We start from the raw sequence: 18269 nt of genomic DNA on the forward strand, positions 1-18269 counted from the left end.
CGAACGAGATGGCGTAGTAGGGGATCGTGGACTCCTCAGAAGACGTCCTCATCCAGCTGTACGACCGCTGGAGAGGCCCGCTGCTGCACTACGTGCTGCGGCTGGTCGACGGCGACTATCAGCAGGCAGAGGACGTCGTGCAGGAGACCCTGCTCCGCGCGTGGCGGCACCACGAGGAGTTGAAGCCGGACGACGCGGCGCCGTGGCTCTACACGGTCGCGAAGAACCTGGTGATCTCCGGCTACCGCCGCCGCAACGCACGCGCGACCGAGGTGCCGCTCGAACCGGTGGACCTGCCACCGGTCAGCGACCAGGTCGAACACGTGCTCCAGACGTGGCAGATCGCGTCGGCGCTGCGGGCGCTCACGCCTGAGCACCGGACGGTCGTCATCGAGCTCTACTACCGCCGCCGCACCGTCGCGGAGGCCGCCAAGACGCTCGGCATCCCGCCGGGCACCGTCAAGTCGCGCTGCTTCTACGCACTGCGGGCGCTGCGCGACGCGCTGGAGGAAAGAGGGGTGACCGAGGCGTGAGCTGCCAGCACACCGTCGACGTCGGCGCCTACCTCTTCGGCTCGCTCGATCTGAAGGAACGAGCCGTGTTCGAACGTCATCTCGGCACCTGCGACTGCTGCCAGGCCGAGATGCTGCGGCTGGCCCCGTTGCCGGGCCTGCTCGGCCGCCTGACCCTGGAGGACGTCGAGAACCTCGACGAGATCCCCGCCTGCCCGCCCGGGCCGAAGCACGACCAGCGACGCGTGCTGATCGCGTGCGCGGCCGTCCTGGTGCTGCTGGCGCTGGCCGGAGGCAGTTTCTTCCTGTGGCCGACGCAGTCGCAGCCCTCGTCGGCGCCGCCCTCGTCGAGCCAGCCGCCCACGCCGACCTGGGCCGCCAAGGACGCGGCCAGCGGGGTGGACGGCGAGGTGTCGATGGTCTCGAAGACCTGGGGCACCGAGATGTGGTTCAAGCTCGGCGAGGTCAAGCCGGGTGCGCGCTGCAAGGTCATCGTGTTCGACCGGCGGGGTCAGCGGGAGGTCGGCGGCTGGTGGGGCTCCGATCACGGGGCTGACGAGCGGATTCCCGGTTCGACGTCGTTCAGGGTCGACCAGATCGAACGTTTGGAGGTGTCCGACGAAAGCGGGCTGTTGGTTACTCTCCGTCCATAGACGCGCAGGTCAAGGCCCGCGTCCCGCATCATCCGCAAGCGTTTGGGTACTCTGCCCGGCGTGCATCTCAAGAGCCTGACGCTGAAGGGCTTCAAGTCCTTCGCCTCGGCTACCACGCTGCGCTTCGAGCCCGGCATCACCTGTGTGGTCGGCCCCAACGGGTCCGGCAAGTCCAACGTGCTCGACGCGCTGCGCTGGGTGATGGGCACGCAGGGCGCCAAGGACCTGCGCGGCGGCAAGATGGAGGACGTCATCTTCGCCGGCACGTCCGGCCGCGCGCCGCTCGGTCGCGCCGAGGTGACGCTGACGATCGACAACGCCGACGGCATGCTGCCGATCGAGTACACCGAGGTGTCGATCACCCGCCGCATGTTCCGCGAGGGCGCCACCGAGTACGAGATCAACGGCAACTCGTGCCGCCTGATGGACATCCAGGAACTGCTGTCGGACTCCGGCATCGGCCGCGAGATGCACGTGATCGTCGGTCAGGGCCAGCTCGCCGCGATCCTCGAGTCCAAACCGGAGGAACGGCGCGCGTTCATCGAAGAGGCCGCCGGCGTCCTCAAGCACCGCAAGCGCAAGGAAAAGGCGCTGCGCAAGCTGGAGGCGATGCAGGCGAACCTGACGCGCCTCACCGACCTCACCGCGGAACTGCGCCGCCAGCTCAAGCCTCTCGGCAAGCAGGCCGAGATCGCCCGGCGCGCGCAGGTCGTCCAGTCCGAGCTGCGGGACAGCAAACTCCGCCTGCTCGCCGACGACCTGGTGACGCAGCGCGAGACCATCGCGCAGGAGGAGCACGACGAGGCGAAGGCCCGCGTGCGCCGCGCCGAGGTCGAGAAGTCGTTGCAGGCCGCGCAGTACCAGCAGAACGAGCTGGAGGAGCGGGTCGCCGCCGACTCGCCGAAGCTGCAGGCCGCGCAGGACACCTGGTACCGGCTGTCCGCTTTGGAGGAACGCCTCCGCGGCACCGTGCGCCTCGCCGCCGAACGAGCCCGTCACCTGTCCGACGTCGTGGACGCGCCCAGCAGGGGCCGCGATCCCGACGACCTCGACCGCGAGGCCGAGGAGACCGCCGAGATGGAGCTGGAGCTCCAGGAAGGCGTGACGGAGGCCCGCATCGCGCTGGCGGAGGCCGTGGAGACGCGCGCCGAACTGGAGCGCATGGTCTCGCAGGCGGAGAAGGCGCACATCGCCGCCGTCCGCGCGATCGCCGACCGCCGCGAGGGCCTCGCCCGCCTGTCCGGTCAGGTGGAGGCGTTGCGCAGCAAGACGAGCGCGACCGCCGAGGAGATCGAACGACTGTCCGTCACGCTGTCCGAGGCCTCCGAACGCGTCGAGTTCGCGTCGATGGAACTGGCCGAGGCACGCGAGATCACCGGCACCGAGGACGAGGACGACCACGGCCTCGACGAACGCCACCACCAGGCCGTGCAGTCCAACGACGCGGCCAGGCAGCGCGTCGAGGAACTGGTCAAGGCCGAACGCACGGCGGAACGCGACATCGCGTCGTGGCGAGCCCGCGTCGACGCACTCTCGCTGGGCCTGACGCGCAAGGACGGCGCGGGCGCGCTGCTCGCGTCGGACGTGCCGGGCCTGCTGGGTTCCGTCGCCGCGCTGCTGACCGTCGAGCCCGGTTTCGAGGTGGCGCTGGCCGCCGCGCTCGGCCCGATCGCCGACGCCGTCGCGGTGTCGTCGGGCGACGGCGCGTTGCAGGCGCTGAAGCTGTTGAAGGAGAAGGACGCCGGCCGCGCGGGCGTGCTGATCGGCTCGTACGGGTCCACTGTGGACACGTCGCAGTGGGGCTACCTGCCGCACGGCGCGAGGTGGGCGATCGACGTCGTGCACGCGCCCGAGGCGCTGCGCCCGGCGTTGGCCCGTGCGCTCGATCGCCTTGCCGTGGTGGGAGATCTGGACACCGCGGCCGGGTTCCACGGCCGAGCGGTGACCCGGGAGGGCGACCTCTTCGGCACGGACTGGGCCGTCGGCGGCTCGGGTGCCCAGGGCCAGAGCGTCATCGAGGTGCAGGCCGCCGTCGACGAGGCGCAGGAGCAGCTCGCGACCGCCGAACGGGCGCTGGAGCACGCTTCGGCCGCGCTCGAAGGTGCCCGCGCCGAACAGCAGGCCCGCCGCAAGGTGCTCGACGCGGTCAAGGAGGCCATGCAGGAGGCCAAGGTCCGCCAGGCCCGCTCCGGCGAGCGGCTGAACCGGATGGCCACGGCCGTGCGGTCGGCGGAGGCCGAGGTCAGCCGCATCTCCGAGCAGCGCGCCAAGGTCGAGCGGTCGCGCGAGGAAGCCCTGATGAAGCTGGGCGAGCTCGAAGAGCGGCTGCTGATGGCCGAGGAGGAGCAGACCCTCGACGACGAGCCGGACACCGAGCAGCGCGACGAACTGGCCGCGGAGCTCGCTCAGGCCCGCCAGGGCGAGATGGACGCACGTCTGGTGCAGCGCACCGCGGAAGAGCGCGCACGGGCGTTGCAGGGCAAAGCAGAGGGCCTGCGTCGTGCCGCGCGCGCCGAGCGTGAGGCACGCGAACGCCATGCGCGCGCGACCCAGCACCGCGCCCGTGGTGCCGTGGTGGCGAAGGCCGTCGCTCGCGGCGGTGAGCAGGCGCTGGAACGCATCGAGATCTCGCTGTCCCGTGCGGCCCGTGAGCGCGACCAGGCCCAGGAACGCCGTTCGCAGCACGAACTCCTGCTGACCCAGGTGCGCAACGTGGCACGGGAGATGTCCGGTGAGCTGGAGAAGCTCGTCGACGCCGTGCACCGCGACGAGGTCCTGCGCGCCGAGCAGCGCATGCGCATCGAACAGCTGGAAACCAAGATCGCCGAGGACTTCGGCATCGGCCTGGACGACCTGATCAACGAGTACGGCCCCGAGGTCATGGTGCCCGCGTCGGCCGCCGAGATGGCCGAGTACCAGGCCGCCAAGGAACGCGGCGAGCAGGTCTCCGAGCCGCAGCCGATGCCGTTCGACCGCGACACCCAGACCCGCCGAGCCAAGCGCGCCGAACGCGACATGTCGTTGCTGGGCAAGGTGAACCCGCTGGCGCTGGAGGAGTTCGCGGCGCTGGAGGAGCGCTACAAGTTCCTCTCCACGCAGCTGGAGGACATCAAGGACACCCGCCGCGACCTGCTCACCGTTGTGAAGGAGGTCGACGACAAGATCCTCGAGGTCTTCACGCTGGCCTACGAGGACGTGGCGCGCGAGTTCGAGATCGTCTTCAAGGTCCTGTTCCCGGGCGGCGACGGGCGGCTGGTGCTGACCGAGCCCGACGACATGCTGACCACCGGCATCGAGCTGGAGGCCCGCCCGCCCGGCAAGAAGGTCAAGCGCCTGTCGCTGCTCTCCGGTGGCGAGAAGTCGCTGGCCGCGGTCGCGATGCTGGTCGCGATCTTCCGCGCCCGCCCCTCACCGTTCTACGTGATGGACGAGGTCGAGGCCGCGCTGGACGACACGAACCTGCACCGGCTGATCGGCCTGTTCGAGCAGCTGCGGGAACGGTCGCAGCTGCTGATCATCACGCACCAGAAGCCGACCATGGAGATCGCGGACGCCCTGTACGGCGTCTCGATGCGTGGTGACGGCATCTCGCAGGTGATCTCGCAGCGGCTGCGCAACTCCAGCGACGAGCCCGCGCGTGCGGCGACGAAACCCGCTGCCGCGCCCGTGGAGACCGCTGAGACCGCTGAGACCGCGGAACCTTCGCCTGAACCGGCGGAAGCAGAGGCCTGAGGGCGGTCGGGGCTGGTGCCTGGGGGGCTTGAACCGGCCCCGACCGCGGCCTGGCACCCGAAGGGGTGAGATCCCCCAGATCGACCTCATCGCTTCAGGTGCGCACGGGCCACTCTGCCGGACGGTGCTTGTGGAAACCTTGTATCGCCAGGTCAGGCGCCGCGCGCGTCCAATGCGGCTGCCTCTTCCGGCGTGGGTGCGGTGCCGCCGAGGTGCGCCGGCGCCCACCAGGCACCCGGCTCGGTCGGGTAGGAGGCCTGCGCGGTGTCCAGCAGGTCCTGCATCCGCTTGCGCAGCACGTCGTCGCCGGAGTCACCGGGGGAGGGCTCGAACGGCTCGCCGATGAGGATGGTGACCGGCACGTGCCGCTGGGTCAGGTCCTTGGGACGGCCCTTGGTCCACAGTCGCTGGGTGCCCCACAGCGCGACGGGGACGATCGGCACGCCGGCCTCGTGGGCCAGGCGGTTCGCGCCGGACTTGATGTCCTTGACCGTGAACGAACGGCTGATCGTGGCCTCGGGGAAGATCCCGACGACCTCGCCGGTGCGGAGCGCGGACAGGGCCTGCTGGTAGGAGGCCTGGCCCGCGCTCCGGTCGACGGGGATGTGGTGCATGCCGCGCATGAGCGGGCCTGCGATCTTGTTGGCGAAGATCTCGTGCTTCGCCATGAACCGCGTGAGGCGCCCCGAGGGACGCGCCCCGTAGCCCGCGAAGATGAAGTCGAGGTAGCTGACGTGGTTCGACGCCAGCACCGCTCCACCTGTGCGGGGGACGTGGTGCGCCCCCTCCACGGTGAGCCGCACGTCGAGCACCTTGAACATGAGCTTCGCTGCGGCGATCACCGGGGGATATACGCGATCCGACATCTTCCGAACGGTAGCCGGAAAAGCTACTGGCCGGTAGCAGCCCCTTCGTGTTCTCGCATGATCTTTGGCACGCCCGCCAGATCCTCGTCGTTGCACAGCAGCTTGAGGTCGTAGTACGGGTTGCCGTGGGTGTCGTCGTAGTCGAGATGGACTGCGATCACGTCCACGGGTTCGCCCAGCCAGTCCTGGGTCTGCCGCAACCAGGCGGCAGCGCGTTCCAGAGCTGACGGAAGATCATCGTCTCGGAATTCGACCGGCCGGTAGGGAACTCCCTGGACACCGTCCCGGATGTTCGCCGGCAAGGGCAGGTCGACGGCCACCCCGGATTCGTTGAGATCGAGTTGGATCGTTTCCTCACTCACCGTAGAAGAGTCCCCCACCCTCACCTGCCCTGCAAGCCCGAATCTGGGTGTTGTGCCCGTGACGTCGGTGTTCGTGCTACGGCATACCAGCGCCGCGGAGTGCGCCGGTGTGAGTGTTGTCTCCTACGTCATGTGGAGCGCTTCAAGTACGCGATGTCGCGCTTCACCTTGGCGATCCGGTCGTGGGTGGGCATGAGCACGCGGGACAGAGCGGCCAGCAACCGCTCCAGATCCTCGACCGCGCCCTCGGCGTCACCGGCCTGGTAGCGCAGGTTCGCCAGCAGCTGTGTGGTCTCCAGGACGTCGTCGTGCTCGGGACCGAGGACGCGGGCCTGGTCGCGCAGCAGGGGCACGCAGACCTCGATGGCCTTGCCGACCTGCTTCGCCGTGCCGAGCACCCTCGCCAGGTTCAGGCGAACGCCGAGGGTCTGGGGATCGTCCGCGCCCACCGCGGCCACGTGGTCCTTCACGAGCGACCTGAACTCGGCGGCCGCTCCCCTGAAGTCGCCGGCGTGGGCTTTGGCCTGCGCCGACGCGTTCCTGGCAGCCAGCTCTTCGAGGTCTCGAACGGACGACATCCACGCCATTTTACAGAGCCGCACGATCGTGACCTGAGACCGCGGAAAACTCCCTCGCTTCGAACGGCCGTGCGAGCAACCATTCCTTCTATGTACGACATCCGTTTCGCCGAACCTGGCGACCTCGGCGCCACGATGGCGCTGCTGGTCCGGCTCCAGGCCGACAACGCGCATCACATCGGGTACCTCGGTGAGACAGTCGAAGAGCTCCGCGCGGAGCTCGGCGAGTTCGAGCCCAGCTGGGCGGACTGCACGGTGGTGGCCGTCGATGCCGACGACAACATCACGGGCATGCTCAGCGTGGAGATCGACGCCGAGCTCGGCCGTGCGTGGCTGCACGGACCGTTCGTCGACGTACCGGTCAACCACCCAGCGGGCAGCCGCATCTGGGACCAGACCGCCGACGCGATGTTCCGGCGCGCCACCGAGCTCCTCACCGGCATCTCCGATCTCGAGCTCTACGGGCACACAGCCCACAAGCGGCTGGCGGCGTTCGCCGAGAGGCACGCCTTCAGCGCGGGCAAGGCGAGTGCCATCCACATACTCGACAACGGGGACCTGCGCACGTTGCTGCTCAGGGACGCCAAATGTCCCAGCGAACGTGAGATGCGCGTCCTCCCGACCGATCGGTTCGTGCACGAGGCCGTCGCGGTCCTGCACGAGCGATGTTTCCCGCGGACCTACCTGTCCGGGAAGCAACTCGTCGAATCCGATCCGCAGAAGCGCACGATCGTCGTCGCCATGGACGGCCGGCGCGTGCTCGGGTACGCCGCGGGCAAAGCCCAGCCCGAGGAGTACTACGTCGATTTCGTGGCCGTCGAACCCGATGTTCGCGGTCAGGGCGTGGGCGCTGCGCTCGTCACCGAACTGCTGTGGAAACTCGCGGCGGACCACGGTGCCAGGCCGCAGGCCGCCGCGTCGATCCACGCGGGCAACGAGTCGTCGCAGAACATGTTCGCCCGACTAGGATTCCGCCTTCACATCGAGCTCGTCGCGTACCGCCACACCGCGTGAACGCCTCAATGACAACAACCCACCCACGAGCAAGGTGACCGCCACCCCCAGGGGCGTGTTCCACCAGCCGGTCAAGGACTTCAGGCCAGCAGTCGCCTTGCCGAAGTTGATCGTCGGCGTGCTGCCGGCGAACTTGACACCGAGAATCACGAAACCGACGACCAGCACCGTCGACACGAACGCGATGATCGCGTCCACCTGCGTGACGCGCTTGAAGATGAGGCCGAGGAGGAAGGCCCCGAGCAGCGCGCCGTAGGTGTAGCCGGCGATGCCGAGCGCCTGCACCACGATCGGATCCGCCGTGGTCTTGTTCGAGGAGGCGAACAGGCCCGCGCAGACGATCAGCAGACCCGCCCACACGAGGGTCCAGATCCGTCCGTGGCGCAGGCGCTCGTCGTCGGTCATCGGAGTCTTGCGGATGCGTTCGTAGACGTCGGTGACCGTGCTGGAGGCCAAGGCGCCCAGCGACGACGACAACGCGGCCGCGAGGATGCCGGCGATCACGAAGCCGGACAGGCCCGACGGCAGCGAGTTGACGATGAAGTAGCCGAAGAGCTCGTCCTTGTTGCCGAGCTTGAGGTCCTTCACCGGGTCCACGCCGTTGTAGAACGCCCACAGCATCACGCCGATGAACAAGAAGAACGCGAACTGGAGGAACACCACGAAACCGGAGGCGATCAACGCCTTCTGCGCGGACTTCACGTCCTTCGTGGACATGAGGCGCTGCACGATCAGCTGGTCCGCACCGTGCGAGGCCATCGACAGCAGCGCGCCGCCGAAGAACGCCGCGATGAACGGGTACGCGCCCGTGAGCGGTGACGAGGTGAAGTCGAAGATCTGGAACTTGTCGACGTCGACAGCCTTCGAGAACCAGCCGTCCGACAGCTGACCCGAGAGCCACCAGATCACCACGACGCCACCGAGCACGTACCAGAGCATCTGGATGGCATCGACCCACACGACCGCGCGCACGCCGCCGAAGAAGCTGTAGAACACCATCGCGATGCCGAGCGCCAGGATGATCGCCCAGTAGCTCGCGTCGATGCCGTACTGGGCGAGCACGAGCTTGATCGGGATCGCCGTGGCGAAGAGCCGGATGCCGTCCGCGAGCAGGCGCGTGAAGAGGAACGTCACGGACGCCGTGGCGCGCATGCCGTTGCCGTATCGCTTGCCCAGGAAGGCATACGCCGTGACGAGGTCACCGGCGATGTAGCGCGGCAGCAGCACGAAGCTGACGATGATCCGGCCGACGATGTAGCCGAGCGCGAGCGTCAGGTACGTCATGCCGCCTTGTGCGGGCGTCGCCATGTACGCGATCACCGGCACGCTCAGCACCGTGAGCGTCGAGGTTTCCGCGGACACGACCGACAGGCAGACGACCCACCACGAGATGCGCTTCTCGCTGACGAAGTAGTCGGTGGACGACTTCTGCCTGCCGCCGATCCACATGCCGAGCAACGGCATCCCGACGAGGAACAGGGCGATGATCGCGAGGTCTAGTCCGCGCACTTCGGGTCCCCCACATTCAGCTTGGTCACTGCGGTGGTGACGGGCTCTGGCATCCTGAGCGGCCCGTTGCCGGGCGTGATGCTGCCGAGCAGCCGCGGCCCGGACGCGCCGGTCGCGGACGGCGTGTTGCCCGCGATCCCGTGCCACGTCAGGAATCCGAGCAGCGCGGCGAGGTAGGCCTCCTTGCCGTCACGCGGCAGGCCCAGCGAGTCGCTGATCTTCAACGGGATGGGGTCGAGCGCCTTGGTGAGCGCCTCGACGAGCACCGGGTTGCGCATTCCGCCGCCGGACGCGACGACCACGCTCGCGTCGTGCGCGCGGCACGCGTCCGCGATGGTGCGGGCGGTGAGCTCGGCGAGCGTGCGGAGCATGTCCTCGGCCTGGACCGTGGGAAAGCCGTGGAGGTACTCGGCGTTGAAGTGCTCCTTGCCCGTCGACTTGGGCCACGGCTTCGCGTAGTACGGGTCGGCGAGGAGCTTCTTCAGGACGTCTTCGCGAACGGTGCCTCTGCCGGCGAACTCGCCGTTGGTGTCCTGGCGCCGTTCGCCGCGGGAGAGGACCTCCATGACGGCGTCCATCAGCGCGTTGCCGGGGCCCGTGTCATAGGCGATCGGCTGGCTGCCGGGTCTGACGACGGTGATGTTCGCGATGCCACCGATGTTCAGCGCGATCGCGGGCGCGTCCTGCGCCATGCCGGCGAGCCACAGCGCGTCGAGGGTGCTGGCCAGTGGCGCCCCTTGGCCTCCCGCGGCGACGTCGCGGACCCTGAGGTCGGCGATGACGGGGACGCCGGTCCGTTCGGCGATCCAGGCGGGCTGGCCGAGCTGGAGGGTGCCGAGGCAGTCGCCGTCCTGCACCTCGTGGTGCACGGTCTGCCCGAGCGAGGAGATCAGGTCCGCCGGCAGGTACCCGGCGGCGACTTCCCCGAAAGCCTGCCCGAGCGACGTGTCGAAGGCGCACACTTCAGCGAGGTCGCGCGGTTTCTCCAGCAGGTCCTTCGGGAAGGGGTGCTCGGCGCACTGCACCGGCACGAGCTCGACCACGTCACCGTTGATCGACAGGTCGGCGACGGCGACGTCGATGCCGTCCATCGACGTGCCGGAAATCAGTCCGATCACCCTCACGACGTGTGGTCTATTCCACAGCGTGGCGGGATGCAAGGGCCTTGGTGAAATCTTCGCCTAAATGAGCAATACATGGTTGACAGGTCACATGAGGGTCTGTGAAACCATGAGCTCGTGCCGACGTCCTCCCTTGTCCTGATCCTCGTCGTCGTGGCGGTCGTGCTGATCGCCGCGCTGGTGACCGGTGTGGTGCTGACGCGTCGCCGTCGCATCAGCCTGACCCAGAAGGAGGAGGCGCCGAGGCCTGGCGGATACCAGGCGTCGTCCGGGATCTCGCTGACCCCGGCCGCCCCTGACGCCACTGAGGCCGAGGCGGTCGCCGTCGCCGAGGTTGTCCCCGTAGAGCACCCGGTGGCCGACCGCACCGAGGTCGACGGCCAGCCGGGCGTCGGCGACGACGCCTCCGTGCCGCGCGACTCGGTGAAGCGCGGCTTCGTCGAGGTCGACCTGCCCGTCGAGGCGTCCGAGGTTGAGGAGATCGAGCCCACCTCCGGCCGCCTGGAGCGGCTGCGCGGCAAGCTCTCGAAGTCGCGCAACGCGTTCGGCACCTCGCTGCTCGGGCTTCTGGGTGCCGGAGACCTGGACGAGGACTCGTGGCAGGACGTCGAGGACACGCTGCTGATCGCGGACCTGGGCGCGGCCACGACCACCGAGATCGTCGACACTCTCCGCTCGAAGCTCGCCGGGTCCGGGGTTCGGACCGAGGCTGAGGCACAGACTTTGCTGCGTGGGGTCCTGATCGACGCTCTCGGGCCGAAGATGGACCGCTCCCTGAAGGCGTTGCCGCACGCCGGCAAGCCCGCTGTGCTGCTTGTCGTCGGGGTCAACGGCGTCGGCAAGACGACCACGACCGGCAAGCTGGCGCGGGTTCTGGTCGCTGACGGGCGGACCGTTTTGCTGGGGGCCGCTGACACGTTCCGTGCTGCTGCGGCCGATCAGTTGGAGACCTGGGGCAAGCGGGTTGGCGCGGAGACCGTGCGCGGGCCTGAGGGTGGGGACCCTGCTTCTGTGGCCTTCGAGTCGGTCAAGCGCGGCGTTGATGCCGGGGTCGACACGGTGCTGATCGACACCGCTGGGCGGTTGCACACCAAGGTCGGGCTGATGGACGAGCTTGGCAAGGTCAAGCGCGTTGTCGAGAAGCAGGCTGTGGTGGATGAGGTTCTGCTGGTTCTGGATGCGACTACCGGGCAGAACGGGTTGACGCAGGCTCGGGTTTTCGCGGAGCAGGTCGACATCACCGGGATCGTGCTTACCAAGCTGGATGGCACGGCCAAGGGTGGGATTGTTTTTCAGGTGCAGCGGGAGCTTGGGGTTCCGGTGAAGTTGGTTGGGCTTGGGGAAGGGGCCGATCATCTGGCGCCGTTTGAGCCTGGGGCGTTTGTGGATGCTTTGTTGGGCTGATTTTGTTGGCGGCTACCTTGTGGGTAGTCGCCTTGCGGGCGGCCGGGTTGCGGTTGCGTGCTTCCCTCTGGGGGCTCTGCCCCCAGACCCCCGGCAATCTGATCGGGGGTCCGCGCCACGGGCGGGTTGATGGCACGCCTGTTGCTGTGGGCGGCCGCCGGTTGCTTAGAGGGGTGCGTTGGCGGTGGGGTCCCGTCACGAGCCGCACCAAGAGCGGGCCACATGCAAGAAGGGTTGTCAAACGGACGAAAAGCGCGTCCGTTTGACAACCCTTCTTGCATGCAGCAAGAGCTATGGCGCGACTCGTGACGGGACCCCACCGCCCTGACCGCTTGGTAAGGACGGCTCGCCTTCGGCTTCGCGGGTGAGTGGGCGTTGCGTTATGCGGTTGCGGCCTGGTCTGCCAGTCGCTTCGCGACTGCCAGCACCTCCGGCAGGATCCGGGCGACGGCTTCCTTCGTGAGTCGTCCCTCTGGGCCTGACACCGACACGGCGGCCAGCGTTGGGCCGCCGATCACCGGCACCGCGATGCAGCGCACCCCTAGTTCCTGTTCGGACTCGTCCAGAGCGAACCCGCGCGCCGCGATCTCGTCCAGCGAGTCGAGTAGTTCAGTGGCGTCTGTGATCGTGTTCGACGTGTACGCGGGCAGGCCTGTGCGTTCCAGCAGTGCGCGCACGTCGGAGCGTGGGAGTTGCGAGAGCATCGCCTTGCCTACGCCGGTGCCGTGTGGCAGCAGGCGGCGGCCCACCTCTGTGAACATGCGCATCGAGTGCTTCGACGGCACCTGCGCCACGTAGACGACCTCGTCGCCGTCCAGGACGGCCAGGTTTGCCGTTTCCTCCACCGAGTCGACCAGTTGGGACAGCAGCGGGCGCGCCCAGGTGCCGTACTGGCGTGAGGCGGTCTCGCCTAGGCGGATCAGGCGGGAGCCGAGTGTGTAGCGCCGGTTGCTGTTCTGGCGCACATAGCCCAGCGTGACAAGGGTGCGGATCAGGCGGTGGATCGTGGGCAGCGGCAGGCCGGACGATGCCGCGAGCTCGGAAAGTGAGGCTTCACCGCCTGCGTCTGCCAGGCGTTCCAGCAGGTCGAAGGCTCTTTGCAAGGACTGCACGCCACCAGTGGACACGTGCGGCTCCTCTCATTGCAGTTCCGCAATGCAAAAACTATAGTCCACACAGCAAAACCGAGAGAGGTGGATCCAGGTGCAGGTCCTGACCGAAGAGGCTCTTGAGTTCGTCGCGAAGCTGCATGAGGCGCACGCCGCCCGCAGGGACGAGTTGCTCGCCCTTCGCAAGGAGCGCCGGCCCCTCGGCTTTTTGCCCGAGACGCAGCACGTGCGTGACGGTGAGTGGCAGGTGGCCGAGGCGCCGGAGGCACTCCGCGATCGGCGCGTCGAGATCACCGGGCCCACCGAGCGCAAGATGACGATCAACGCGCTGAACTCCGGTGCGAAGGTGTGGCTCGCGGACCTCGAGGACGCGAACACGCCGCACTGGGACAACGTCGTGCAGGGGCAGGTGAACCTGTACGAGGCGGCGCGCGAGACGATCGAGTTCACCTCGCCCGAGGGCAAGGAGTACCGGCTCAAGGGTGGGCCGTACCCGGCGATCGTCGTGCGGCCGCGCGGGTGGCACCTCGACGAGCGCAACCTCCAGTTCGGCGGCAAGAACGCCGTTGGCGCGTTGGTCGACTTCGGACTGCACTTCTTCCACAACGCCGAACTCGGCAAGCCGTACTACTACCTGCCGAAGATGGAGTCGCACCTCGAAGCGCGGCTGTGGAACGACGTCTTCACGACGGCGCAGCAGTTGCTCAACGTTCCGCACGGCACGATTCGCGCCACGGTGCTCATCGAGACGATTCCGGCCGCGTTCCAGATGGACGAGATCCTCTACGAACTGCGCGACCACGCGTCGGGGCTCAACGCCGGTCGGTGGGACTACCTCTTCAGTGTCATCAAGTACTTCCGTGACGCGGGTGCGGACTACGTGCTGCCGGACCGCAACAGCGTGACGATGACGGCGCCGTTCATGCGCGCGTACACCGAGCTTCTGGTGAAGACGTGCCACAAGCGCGGGGCGTTCGCCATGGGTGGCATGGCCGCGTTCATCCCGAACCGGCGTGATCCTGAGGTCACCGAGAACGCGTTGCGCAAGGTCCGCGAGGACAAGACGCGCGAGGCGAACGATGGTTTCGACGGGTCGTGGGTTGCGCATCCTGATCTCGTGCCGATTTGCCGGGAGATCTTCGACGGAGTGCTGGGTGACCGGCCGAACCAGATCGACAAGCAGCGTCCGGAGGTCAGCGTCACGGCCGAGCAGCTGCTCGACTTCAAGTCGGCGGGTGGCGCGGCGACGCGGGCCGGGCTGGAGGCCGCTGTCGACGTCGGCGTGCGCTACATCGCGTCCTGGCTCGGTGGCAACGGCGCGGCGGCGATCCACAACCTGATGGAGGACGCGGCCACCGCGGAGATCAGCAGGTCCCAGATCTGGCAGTGGATCAACAACAAGGTCGTGCTCGACGACGGCACGCAGGTCACCGCCGACGCCGTGCGGGAAGTGCTGGCACGAGTCGGGAACGAGCTGGAGGGACCGCACGTCGCGGCGGCCGTCGAGCTGTTCGAGCAGGTCGCGTTGTCCGAGGACTTCGTGGACTTCCTGACGCTGCCGGCGTACGAGCGCATCTGATGTACGAGACATCGCTGTCCCCGGAGGACGTCGCGCGGGTGACCGCGCGGCTGTCCACTGTGGAACGCGACTGGCCGACGGGCCGTCAGCCCGTGCACACGTGCTACGTGCCCGCCGGTCGCATCATCGGGTCCACGATCGCCGACTGGGGCCGCGAGGCGCTGGAGTCGATCGAACCGGAGCTTCTCCCGGAACTGCCCGAGGGCGTGCTGAAGCGCGTCGAGGACAAGCTCCGCAGAGAGCCGATCGAGGACCTGCGGATCGACTTCGAGGACGGCTACGGCGCTCCCGAGGACGACGTCGAGGACATGGACGCCGAGAGCACGGCGAACCTCGTGTCGCGCTGGCTCGCCGAGGGCACCGCGCCGCCGTCGTTCGGGCTGCGGATCAAGTCGTTCGACACGGCCGAGTTGCGCGAGCGCGGACTGCGCACGCTGGACATCTTCCTGACAGCACTGGGGGAGATTCCGCCAGGTTTCGTCATCACTTTTCCCAAGGTGACATCAGTCGACCAGGTCGAGGTGTTCGGGGAGGTGCTCGACCTCTTCGGCAAGGACCTGAGGTTCGAGATCCAGGTCGAGACCACGCAGTCCATTGTGGACAGCACCGGCCGGCTCGCCATCCCGCGGTTCATCGAGGCCGGCCGCGGCCGGGTGACAGGTCTGCACTTCGGCACCTACGACTACACGGCGGGCTGCGGACTGTCCGCGGCGCAGCAGCACCTGGCCCACGGCGCGTGCGACTTCGCCCGGCACGTGATGCAGGTTTCCGCTGCTGGCACGGGTGTCCGGCTGTCTGACGGCTCCACCAACGTGCTCCCCGTCGGCGACCAGAAGAAGCACGGCTGGGACACCCACTACCGGCTGACGCGACGTTCGCTGGAGCACGGTTTCTACCAGGGTTGGGACCTGCACCCGGCACAACTGGTGACACGATATGCGGCTGTTTACGGCTTCTACCGCGAAGGTCTGGAGGCGGACGCGGCACGCCTGAAGGCGTACGTGCAGAACGTCTCAGGCGGCGTTCTGGACGAGCCCGCCACCGCCCAGGCGTTGTCATCGTTCTTCCTCCGAGCGGTGGACTGTGGTGCGCTCGATCCGGTGGAAGTGCAGGTCGCGACGGGTCTCGACGAGTCAGCACTGCGGGGGCTCGCCACCCGTTCGAGCTGATCGGGTCATCACCCGTTCGTGTGGTTCTGTCAATGGGTGTCGAATAGTGCGGGCAATGGGTGCAGGGTGGCTCGCATGAGCATGCGAGCGGGCCTGTGGACCGGGCTACCCGACCTCGACGCTGCCGAGCACAAGTACCAGGTCGTCGCGTGCGAGGCGGATGTGGACACGTTGATCAGGCTGCTGGGGCGGCCCGAGTGCAACGACGGATCGCTCGACCACTTCGGCCGCAACCTCACCGCCGAGGGCGACCCGGACCACAACGTCGTGCTCGCCGTGCGCGGAGCGTGGGGCTACATGTACTACGTGGACAACAGCTTCATGGGCTGGCCGAAGGGGTCGGAGGAAGCGCCGTACGTCAACGAGAAGTACACGGACTTCCCACCCGGCGTCGGCGTTCCGCTCGGCCTGTTCCGGCAGTTGCTGATCGAGTTCATGATCTCCGGCGAACGGCCGACCGGCGTCGGCTGGTACTCCGAGGCGGACCTGTTCCACTCGTGGCGAGACCAGCAGATGTCCTTGCGCACGACCGAGAACCGCTGACTCTCAGCTGATCGCTGGTTGAATGGCCGCATGAAGGCCGTGGTGATGGGTGGGGGAATCGCCGGGTTGCTGGCGGCTCGCGTGCTGAGCGAGTCCCACGATGTCGTTGTCCTGGAACGCGACAAGCTGACGGACGAGCCGGAGCACCGCGCGGGCGTGCCGCAGGGCAGGCACACGCACGGACTGCTGGTGCGCGGCGGCGAACTCCTGGAAGAGCTGTTTCCCGGGCTGCGCGACGAGCTCGTGGCGGAGGGGGCGGTGCTCGCCGACGCCGGGGACATGCAGATTCTCAACCGTCTCGGCTGGCTCGCCACGACGCACATGGGCATGCCGCTGCTGTCGTTGAGCCGTCCGCTGCTGGAGACCTGCATCAGGCGGCGCGTTACCGCCGAGATCGTGGACGGCGTGCACGTCACCGGGCTGTCGTTGCGCGGCGGTGCCGTCGACGGCGTGCTCACCCGTGACGGCAGGGTCGACGCGGACCTGGTCGTGGATGCGTCCGGCAGATCGTCGAAGCTGGCGGCCTGGCTCGCCGAAGCCGGGATCACCACGCCGGCGCCCGAGGTGGTCGACTCCGGCACCGGGTACGCGACCCGGATCTACACCGCGCCGAAGGACTTTCCCGTGGTGTACGCGGAAAGTCTGTCCGCGCCGGACCTTCCGCGCGGTGTCGCGGCGATGCGCGTCGAGGGCGACCGGATCATGGTCACCGCACAGGGCGCCGTCGGTGATCACCCGCCGCGCGATCTGGACGGCTACCAGGAGTTCCTGGACTCGTTGCGGGTACCGATTTCCGAGATGCTCGCCGGCGCCGAACCGCTCACGCCCGTCTACCTGTTCGCGCGCACGGCCAGTCGCCGCAACGCTTTCGAGGATGTGGCTAACTGGCCTGGCGGGCTGGTGGCGGTGGGAGACGCGGTGTGCGCGTTCAACCCCGTGTACGGGCAAGGGATCACCGTGGCGGCGATGGAGGCGCTGTTGTTCCGGCGGCACAAGGACTTCAGCGCCCGGGGCTGCCGGGCGTTCCAGCGGAAGATCGCAAAAGCCTCGAAGGGGCCGTGGGCGATGTCCAGCAACGCCGACCGCAGCTGGGTGGAGACCCGGCGCGGCGGACTGCTCGGCTGGTACCTGAAGAAGTGGCAGGCCGGGATCGTGCACGACCCCGACCTGTTCCGCCGCTTCGTCCGGGTCGTGCACATGGTCGCAACGCCTGCGACCCTGCTCAACCCGGTGGTGTTCAGAAGGCTGGCAAAGTACTCCAGGCCTGGCCCGCGTCCGGAGCGTCGTCCCGCAGGATCGAACCCTCGATGAGCCCGTACGGGCGGTCCGCGGCGTAGAAGACCTCGTTGTCGTTCTCCAGGCCGAACGCGCTCAGGTCCACCAGGAAGTGGTGCTTGTTCGGCATGGAGAGCCGCACCTCGGCGACCTCCGGACGTGCGTTCAAGACGGCCTCGCCCATCGCGTACAGCGTCTGCTGCAACGACAGGGAGTGCTTGTCCGCGAACGTCTTCAGCATCACGGACCGGATCTCCGCGTACGACTTCGCCCAGTCGACGTCCGTGCCGGCGTAACGCCAGCGGGCCGTCACGGACGTCGCGAGGATGCGGTCGTTCGTCTCCTTCAGCGTCGTGTACGGGTCCTTCGGGTAGCCGTGGAACTCCGAACCCGTCGACTTCAGCACCACGAGGTCGCGTACGCCCGACACGACCCAGGCGGAAGAGCCCTCGATCGTCACGGCGGTCGTGCGCTTCTCGTTCGACCCCTGCGAGAACGCGTGGTCGTGGCCGTCGATGCGCTCCCACGCGTGCTCGTCGATCAGGATCCGCGCGCCGGAGATGGCCTCCTGCGTGCCCACGAAGTGGCGGCCCAGGCGCAGTGCGAAGTCCTCGATCTCACCGACAGGGGCCTCCTTCGCGAAGGCGTAGACGGTGTTCTTCTGCGTGTCGGTCGCGAGCACCTTCGCGTTGTCGCCGGTCAGGTGCGTGTCGGAGAGGTCTCCGCGCAGCGAGGTGCTGACGGTCAGGTCTTTGATGGTGTGCACGGAACCGTTGCGCGACACCGTGACGAGGCGGTTCTCCGCCTTTCCGTACTGGTTGGGGCCCAGGACGATGGCCATGT

16 protein-coding genes are annotated in these 18269 nt (G+C 68.0%); 9 read left to right on the forward strand and 7 right to left on the reverse strand.

The window, feature by feature from the left end:
* The first annotated feature begins 26 nt into the window (after window positions 1-26).
* From BM417_RS15155 to smc, 3 genes are read left to right on the forward strand one after another with little or no spacing between them, the layout of a single operon-like run.
* The gene (locus BM417_RS15155; RefSeq protein ID WP_093593275.1) at window positions 27-533 is read left to right on the forward strand and encodes a sigma-70 family RNA polymerase sigma factor; all 507 of its coding nucleotides are present in this window, start codon (window positions 27-29) and stop codon (window positions 531-533) included.
* Complete coding sequence (locus BM417_RS15160; RefSeq protein ID WP_093593278.1) at window positions 530-1165, forward strand: anti-sigma factor family protein; 636 nt, start codon at window positions 530-532, stop codon at window positions 1163-1165. Before BM417_RS15155 ends, BM417_RS15160 begins: the two co-directional genes overlap by 4 nt.
* A 60-nt stretch (window positions 1166-1225) precedes the next feature.
* Entirely contained in the window at window positions 1226-4897 is a 3672-nt protein-coding gene (smc, locus tag BM417_RS15165) for a chromosome segregation protein SMC (protein WP_093593281.1), read from the forward strand.
* Window positions 4898-5049: 152 nt separating this feature from the next.
* Here smc and BM417_RS15170 read toward each other — a convergent pair whose 3' ends face one another.
* From BM417_RS15170 to BM417_RS15180, 3 genes are all read right to left on the reverse strand, one after another.
* Entirely contained in the window at window positions 5050-5763 is a 714-nt protein-coding gene (locus BM417_RS15170; RefSeq protein ID WP_093593283.1) for a lysophospholipid acyltransferase family protein, read from the reverse strand.
* A gap of 23 nt (window positions 5764-5786) precedes the next feature.
* Window positions 5787-6125, reverse strand: coding sequence for a hypothetical protein (locus BM417_RS15175; protein WP_093593286.1), 339 nt, complete (start codon window positions 6123-6125; stop codon window positions 5787-5789).
* Between the two features lie 128 nt (window positions 6126-6253).
* Complete coding sequence (locus BM417_RS15180; RefSeq protein ID WP_143138657.1) at window positions 6254-6703, reverse strand: tetratricopeptide repeat protein; 450 nt, start codon at window positions 6701-6703, stop codon at window positions 6254-6256.
* A gap of 90 nt (window positions 6704-6793) precedes the next feature.
* Here BM417_RS15180 and BM417_RS15185 point away from each other — a divergent pair, with 90 nt between their 5' ends.
* On the forward strand, window positions 6794-7717 hold the full coding sequence (locus BM417_RS15185) for a GNAT family N-acetyltransferase (protein ID WP_093593291.1): 924 nt from the start codon (window positions 6794-6796) through the stop codon (window positions 7715-7717).
* On the opposite strand, the gene BM417_RS15190 is transcribed toward BM417_RS15185, so the two are convergent.
* Together BM417_RS15190 and BM417_RS15195 are read right to left on the reverse strand one after the other, a co-directional pair.
* On the reverse strand, window positions 7667-9226 hold the full coding sequence (locus tag BM417_RS15190; protein WP_093593293.1) for a sodium:solute symporter: 1560 nt from the start codon (window positions 9224-9226) through the stop codon (window positions 7667-7669). The two genes, BM417_RS15185 and BM417_RS15190, sit on opposite strands and share 51 nt — an antisense overlap.
* Window positions 9214-10344 carry an anhydro-N-acetylmuramic acid kinase gene (locus BM417_RS15195; protein WP_093593296.1) on the reverse strand — a complete coding sequence of 377 codons (1131 nt, stop codon included), beginning with the start codon at window positions 10342-10344 and terminating at the stop codon, window positions 9214-9216. Before BM417_RS15195 ends, BM417_RS15190 begins: the two co-directional genes overlap by 13 nt.
* A gap of 120 nt (window positions 10345-10464) precedes the next feature.
* Here BM417_RS15195 and ftsY point away from each other — a divergent pair, with 120 nt between their 5' ends.
* Complete coding sequence (gene ftsY / locus BM417_RS15200) at window positions 10465-11751, forward strand: signal recognition particle-docking protein FtsY (protein ID WP_093593299.1); 1287 nt, start codon at window positions 10465-10467, stop codon at window positions 11749-11751.
* 380 nt (window positions 11752-12131) lie between these two features.
* Here ftsY and BM417_RS15205 read toward each other — a convergent pair whose 3' ends face one another.
* Window positions 12132-12878 carry an IclR family transcriptional regulator gene (locus tag BM417_RS15205; RefSeq protein WP_093593302.1) on the reverse strand — a complete coding sequence of 249 codons (747 nt, stop codon included), beginning with the start codon at window positions 12876-12878 and terminating at the stop codon, window positions 12132-12134.
* A 76-nt stretch (window positions 12879-12954) separates the two neighbouring features.
* Here BM417_RS15205 and aceB point away from each other — a divergent pair, with 76 nt between their 5' ends.
* From aceB to BM417_RS15225, 4 genes are all read left to right on the forward strand, one after another.
* Window positions 12955-14439 carry a malate synthase A gene (gene aceB, locus BM417_RS15210; protein WP_245821927.1) on the forward strand — a complete coding sequence of 495 codons (1485 nt, stop codon included), beginning with the start codon at window positions 12955-12957 and terminating at the stop codon, window positions 14437-14439.
* A complete protein-coding gene (locus BM417_RS15215; RefSeq protein ID WP_093593308.1) occupies window positions 14439-15608 on the forward strand; it encodes a DUF6986 family protein in 1170 nt (389 codons plus the stop codon). The genes aceB and BM417_RS15215 overlap by 1 nt, the downstream gene beginning before the upstream one ends.
* A 75-nt stretch (window positions 15609-15683) precedes the next feature.
* Entirely contained in the window at window positions 15684-16151 is a 468-nt protein-coding gene (locus tag BM417_RS15220; RefSeq protein WP_093593311.1) for an Imm1 family immunity protein, read from the forward strand.
* A 30-nt stretch (window positions 16152-16181) separates the two neighbouring features.
* Window positions 16182-17462, forward strand: a complete 1281-nt coding sequence (locus BM417_RS15225; protein ID WP_093593314.1) for an FAD-dependent oxidoreductase — start codon at window positions 16182-16184, stop codon at window positions 17460-17462.
* Here BM417_RS15225 and pucL read toward each other — a convergent pair.
* Window positions 17389-18267: a factor-independent urate hydroxylase gene (gene pucL, locus BM417_RS15230; protein WP_093593317.1), complete on the reverse strand. Its 879-nt coding sequence runs from the start codon at window positions 18265-18267 to the stop codon at window positions 17389-17391. The two genes, BM417_RS15225 and pucL, sit on opposite strands and share 74 nt — an antisense overlap.
* Between the last annotated feature and the right edge of the window lie 2 nt (window positions 18268-18269).

It is taken from the genome of Lentzea waywayandensis (genome assembly GCF_900115955.1).
GTDB lineage: Bacteria > Actinomycetota > Actinomycetes > Mycobacteriales > Pseudonocardiaceae > Lentzea > Lentzea waywayandensis.

Bases quoted from the DNA above. Each gene is read 5' to 3' on its own strand.
- BM417_RS15170 (WP_093593283.1), bottom strand. From the start codon at position 5,763: ATGTCGGATCGCGTATATCCCCCGGTGATCGCCGCAGCGAAGCTCATG.
- BM417_RS15180 (WP_143138657.1), bottom strand. From the start codon at position 6,703: ATGTCGTCCGTTCGAGACCTCGAAGAGCTGGCTGCCAGGAACGCGTCG.
- BM417_RS15185 (WP_093593291.1), top strand. From the start codon at position 6,794: ATGTACGACATCCGTTTCGCCGAACCTGGCGACCTCGGCGCCACGATG.
- BM417_RS15215 (WP_093593308.1), top strand. From the start codon at position 14,439: ATGTACGAGACATCGCTGTCCCCGGAGGACGTCGCGCGGGTGACCGCG.
- BM417_RS15220 (WP_093593311.1), top strand. From the start codon at position 15,684: ATGAGCATGCGAGCGGGCCTGTGGACCGGGCTACCCGACCTCGACGCT.
- BM417_RS15225 (WP_093593314.1), top strand. From the start codon at position 16,182: ATGAAGGCCGTGGTGATGGGTGGGGGAATCGCCGGGTTGCTGGCGGCT.
- pucL (WP_093593317.1), bottom strand. From the start codon at position 18,267: ATGGCCATCGTCCTGGGCCCCAACCAGTACGGAAAGGCGGAGAACCGC.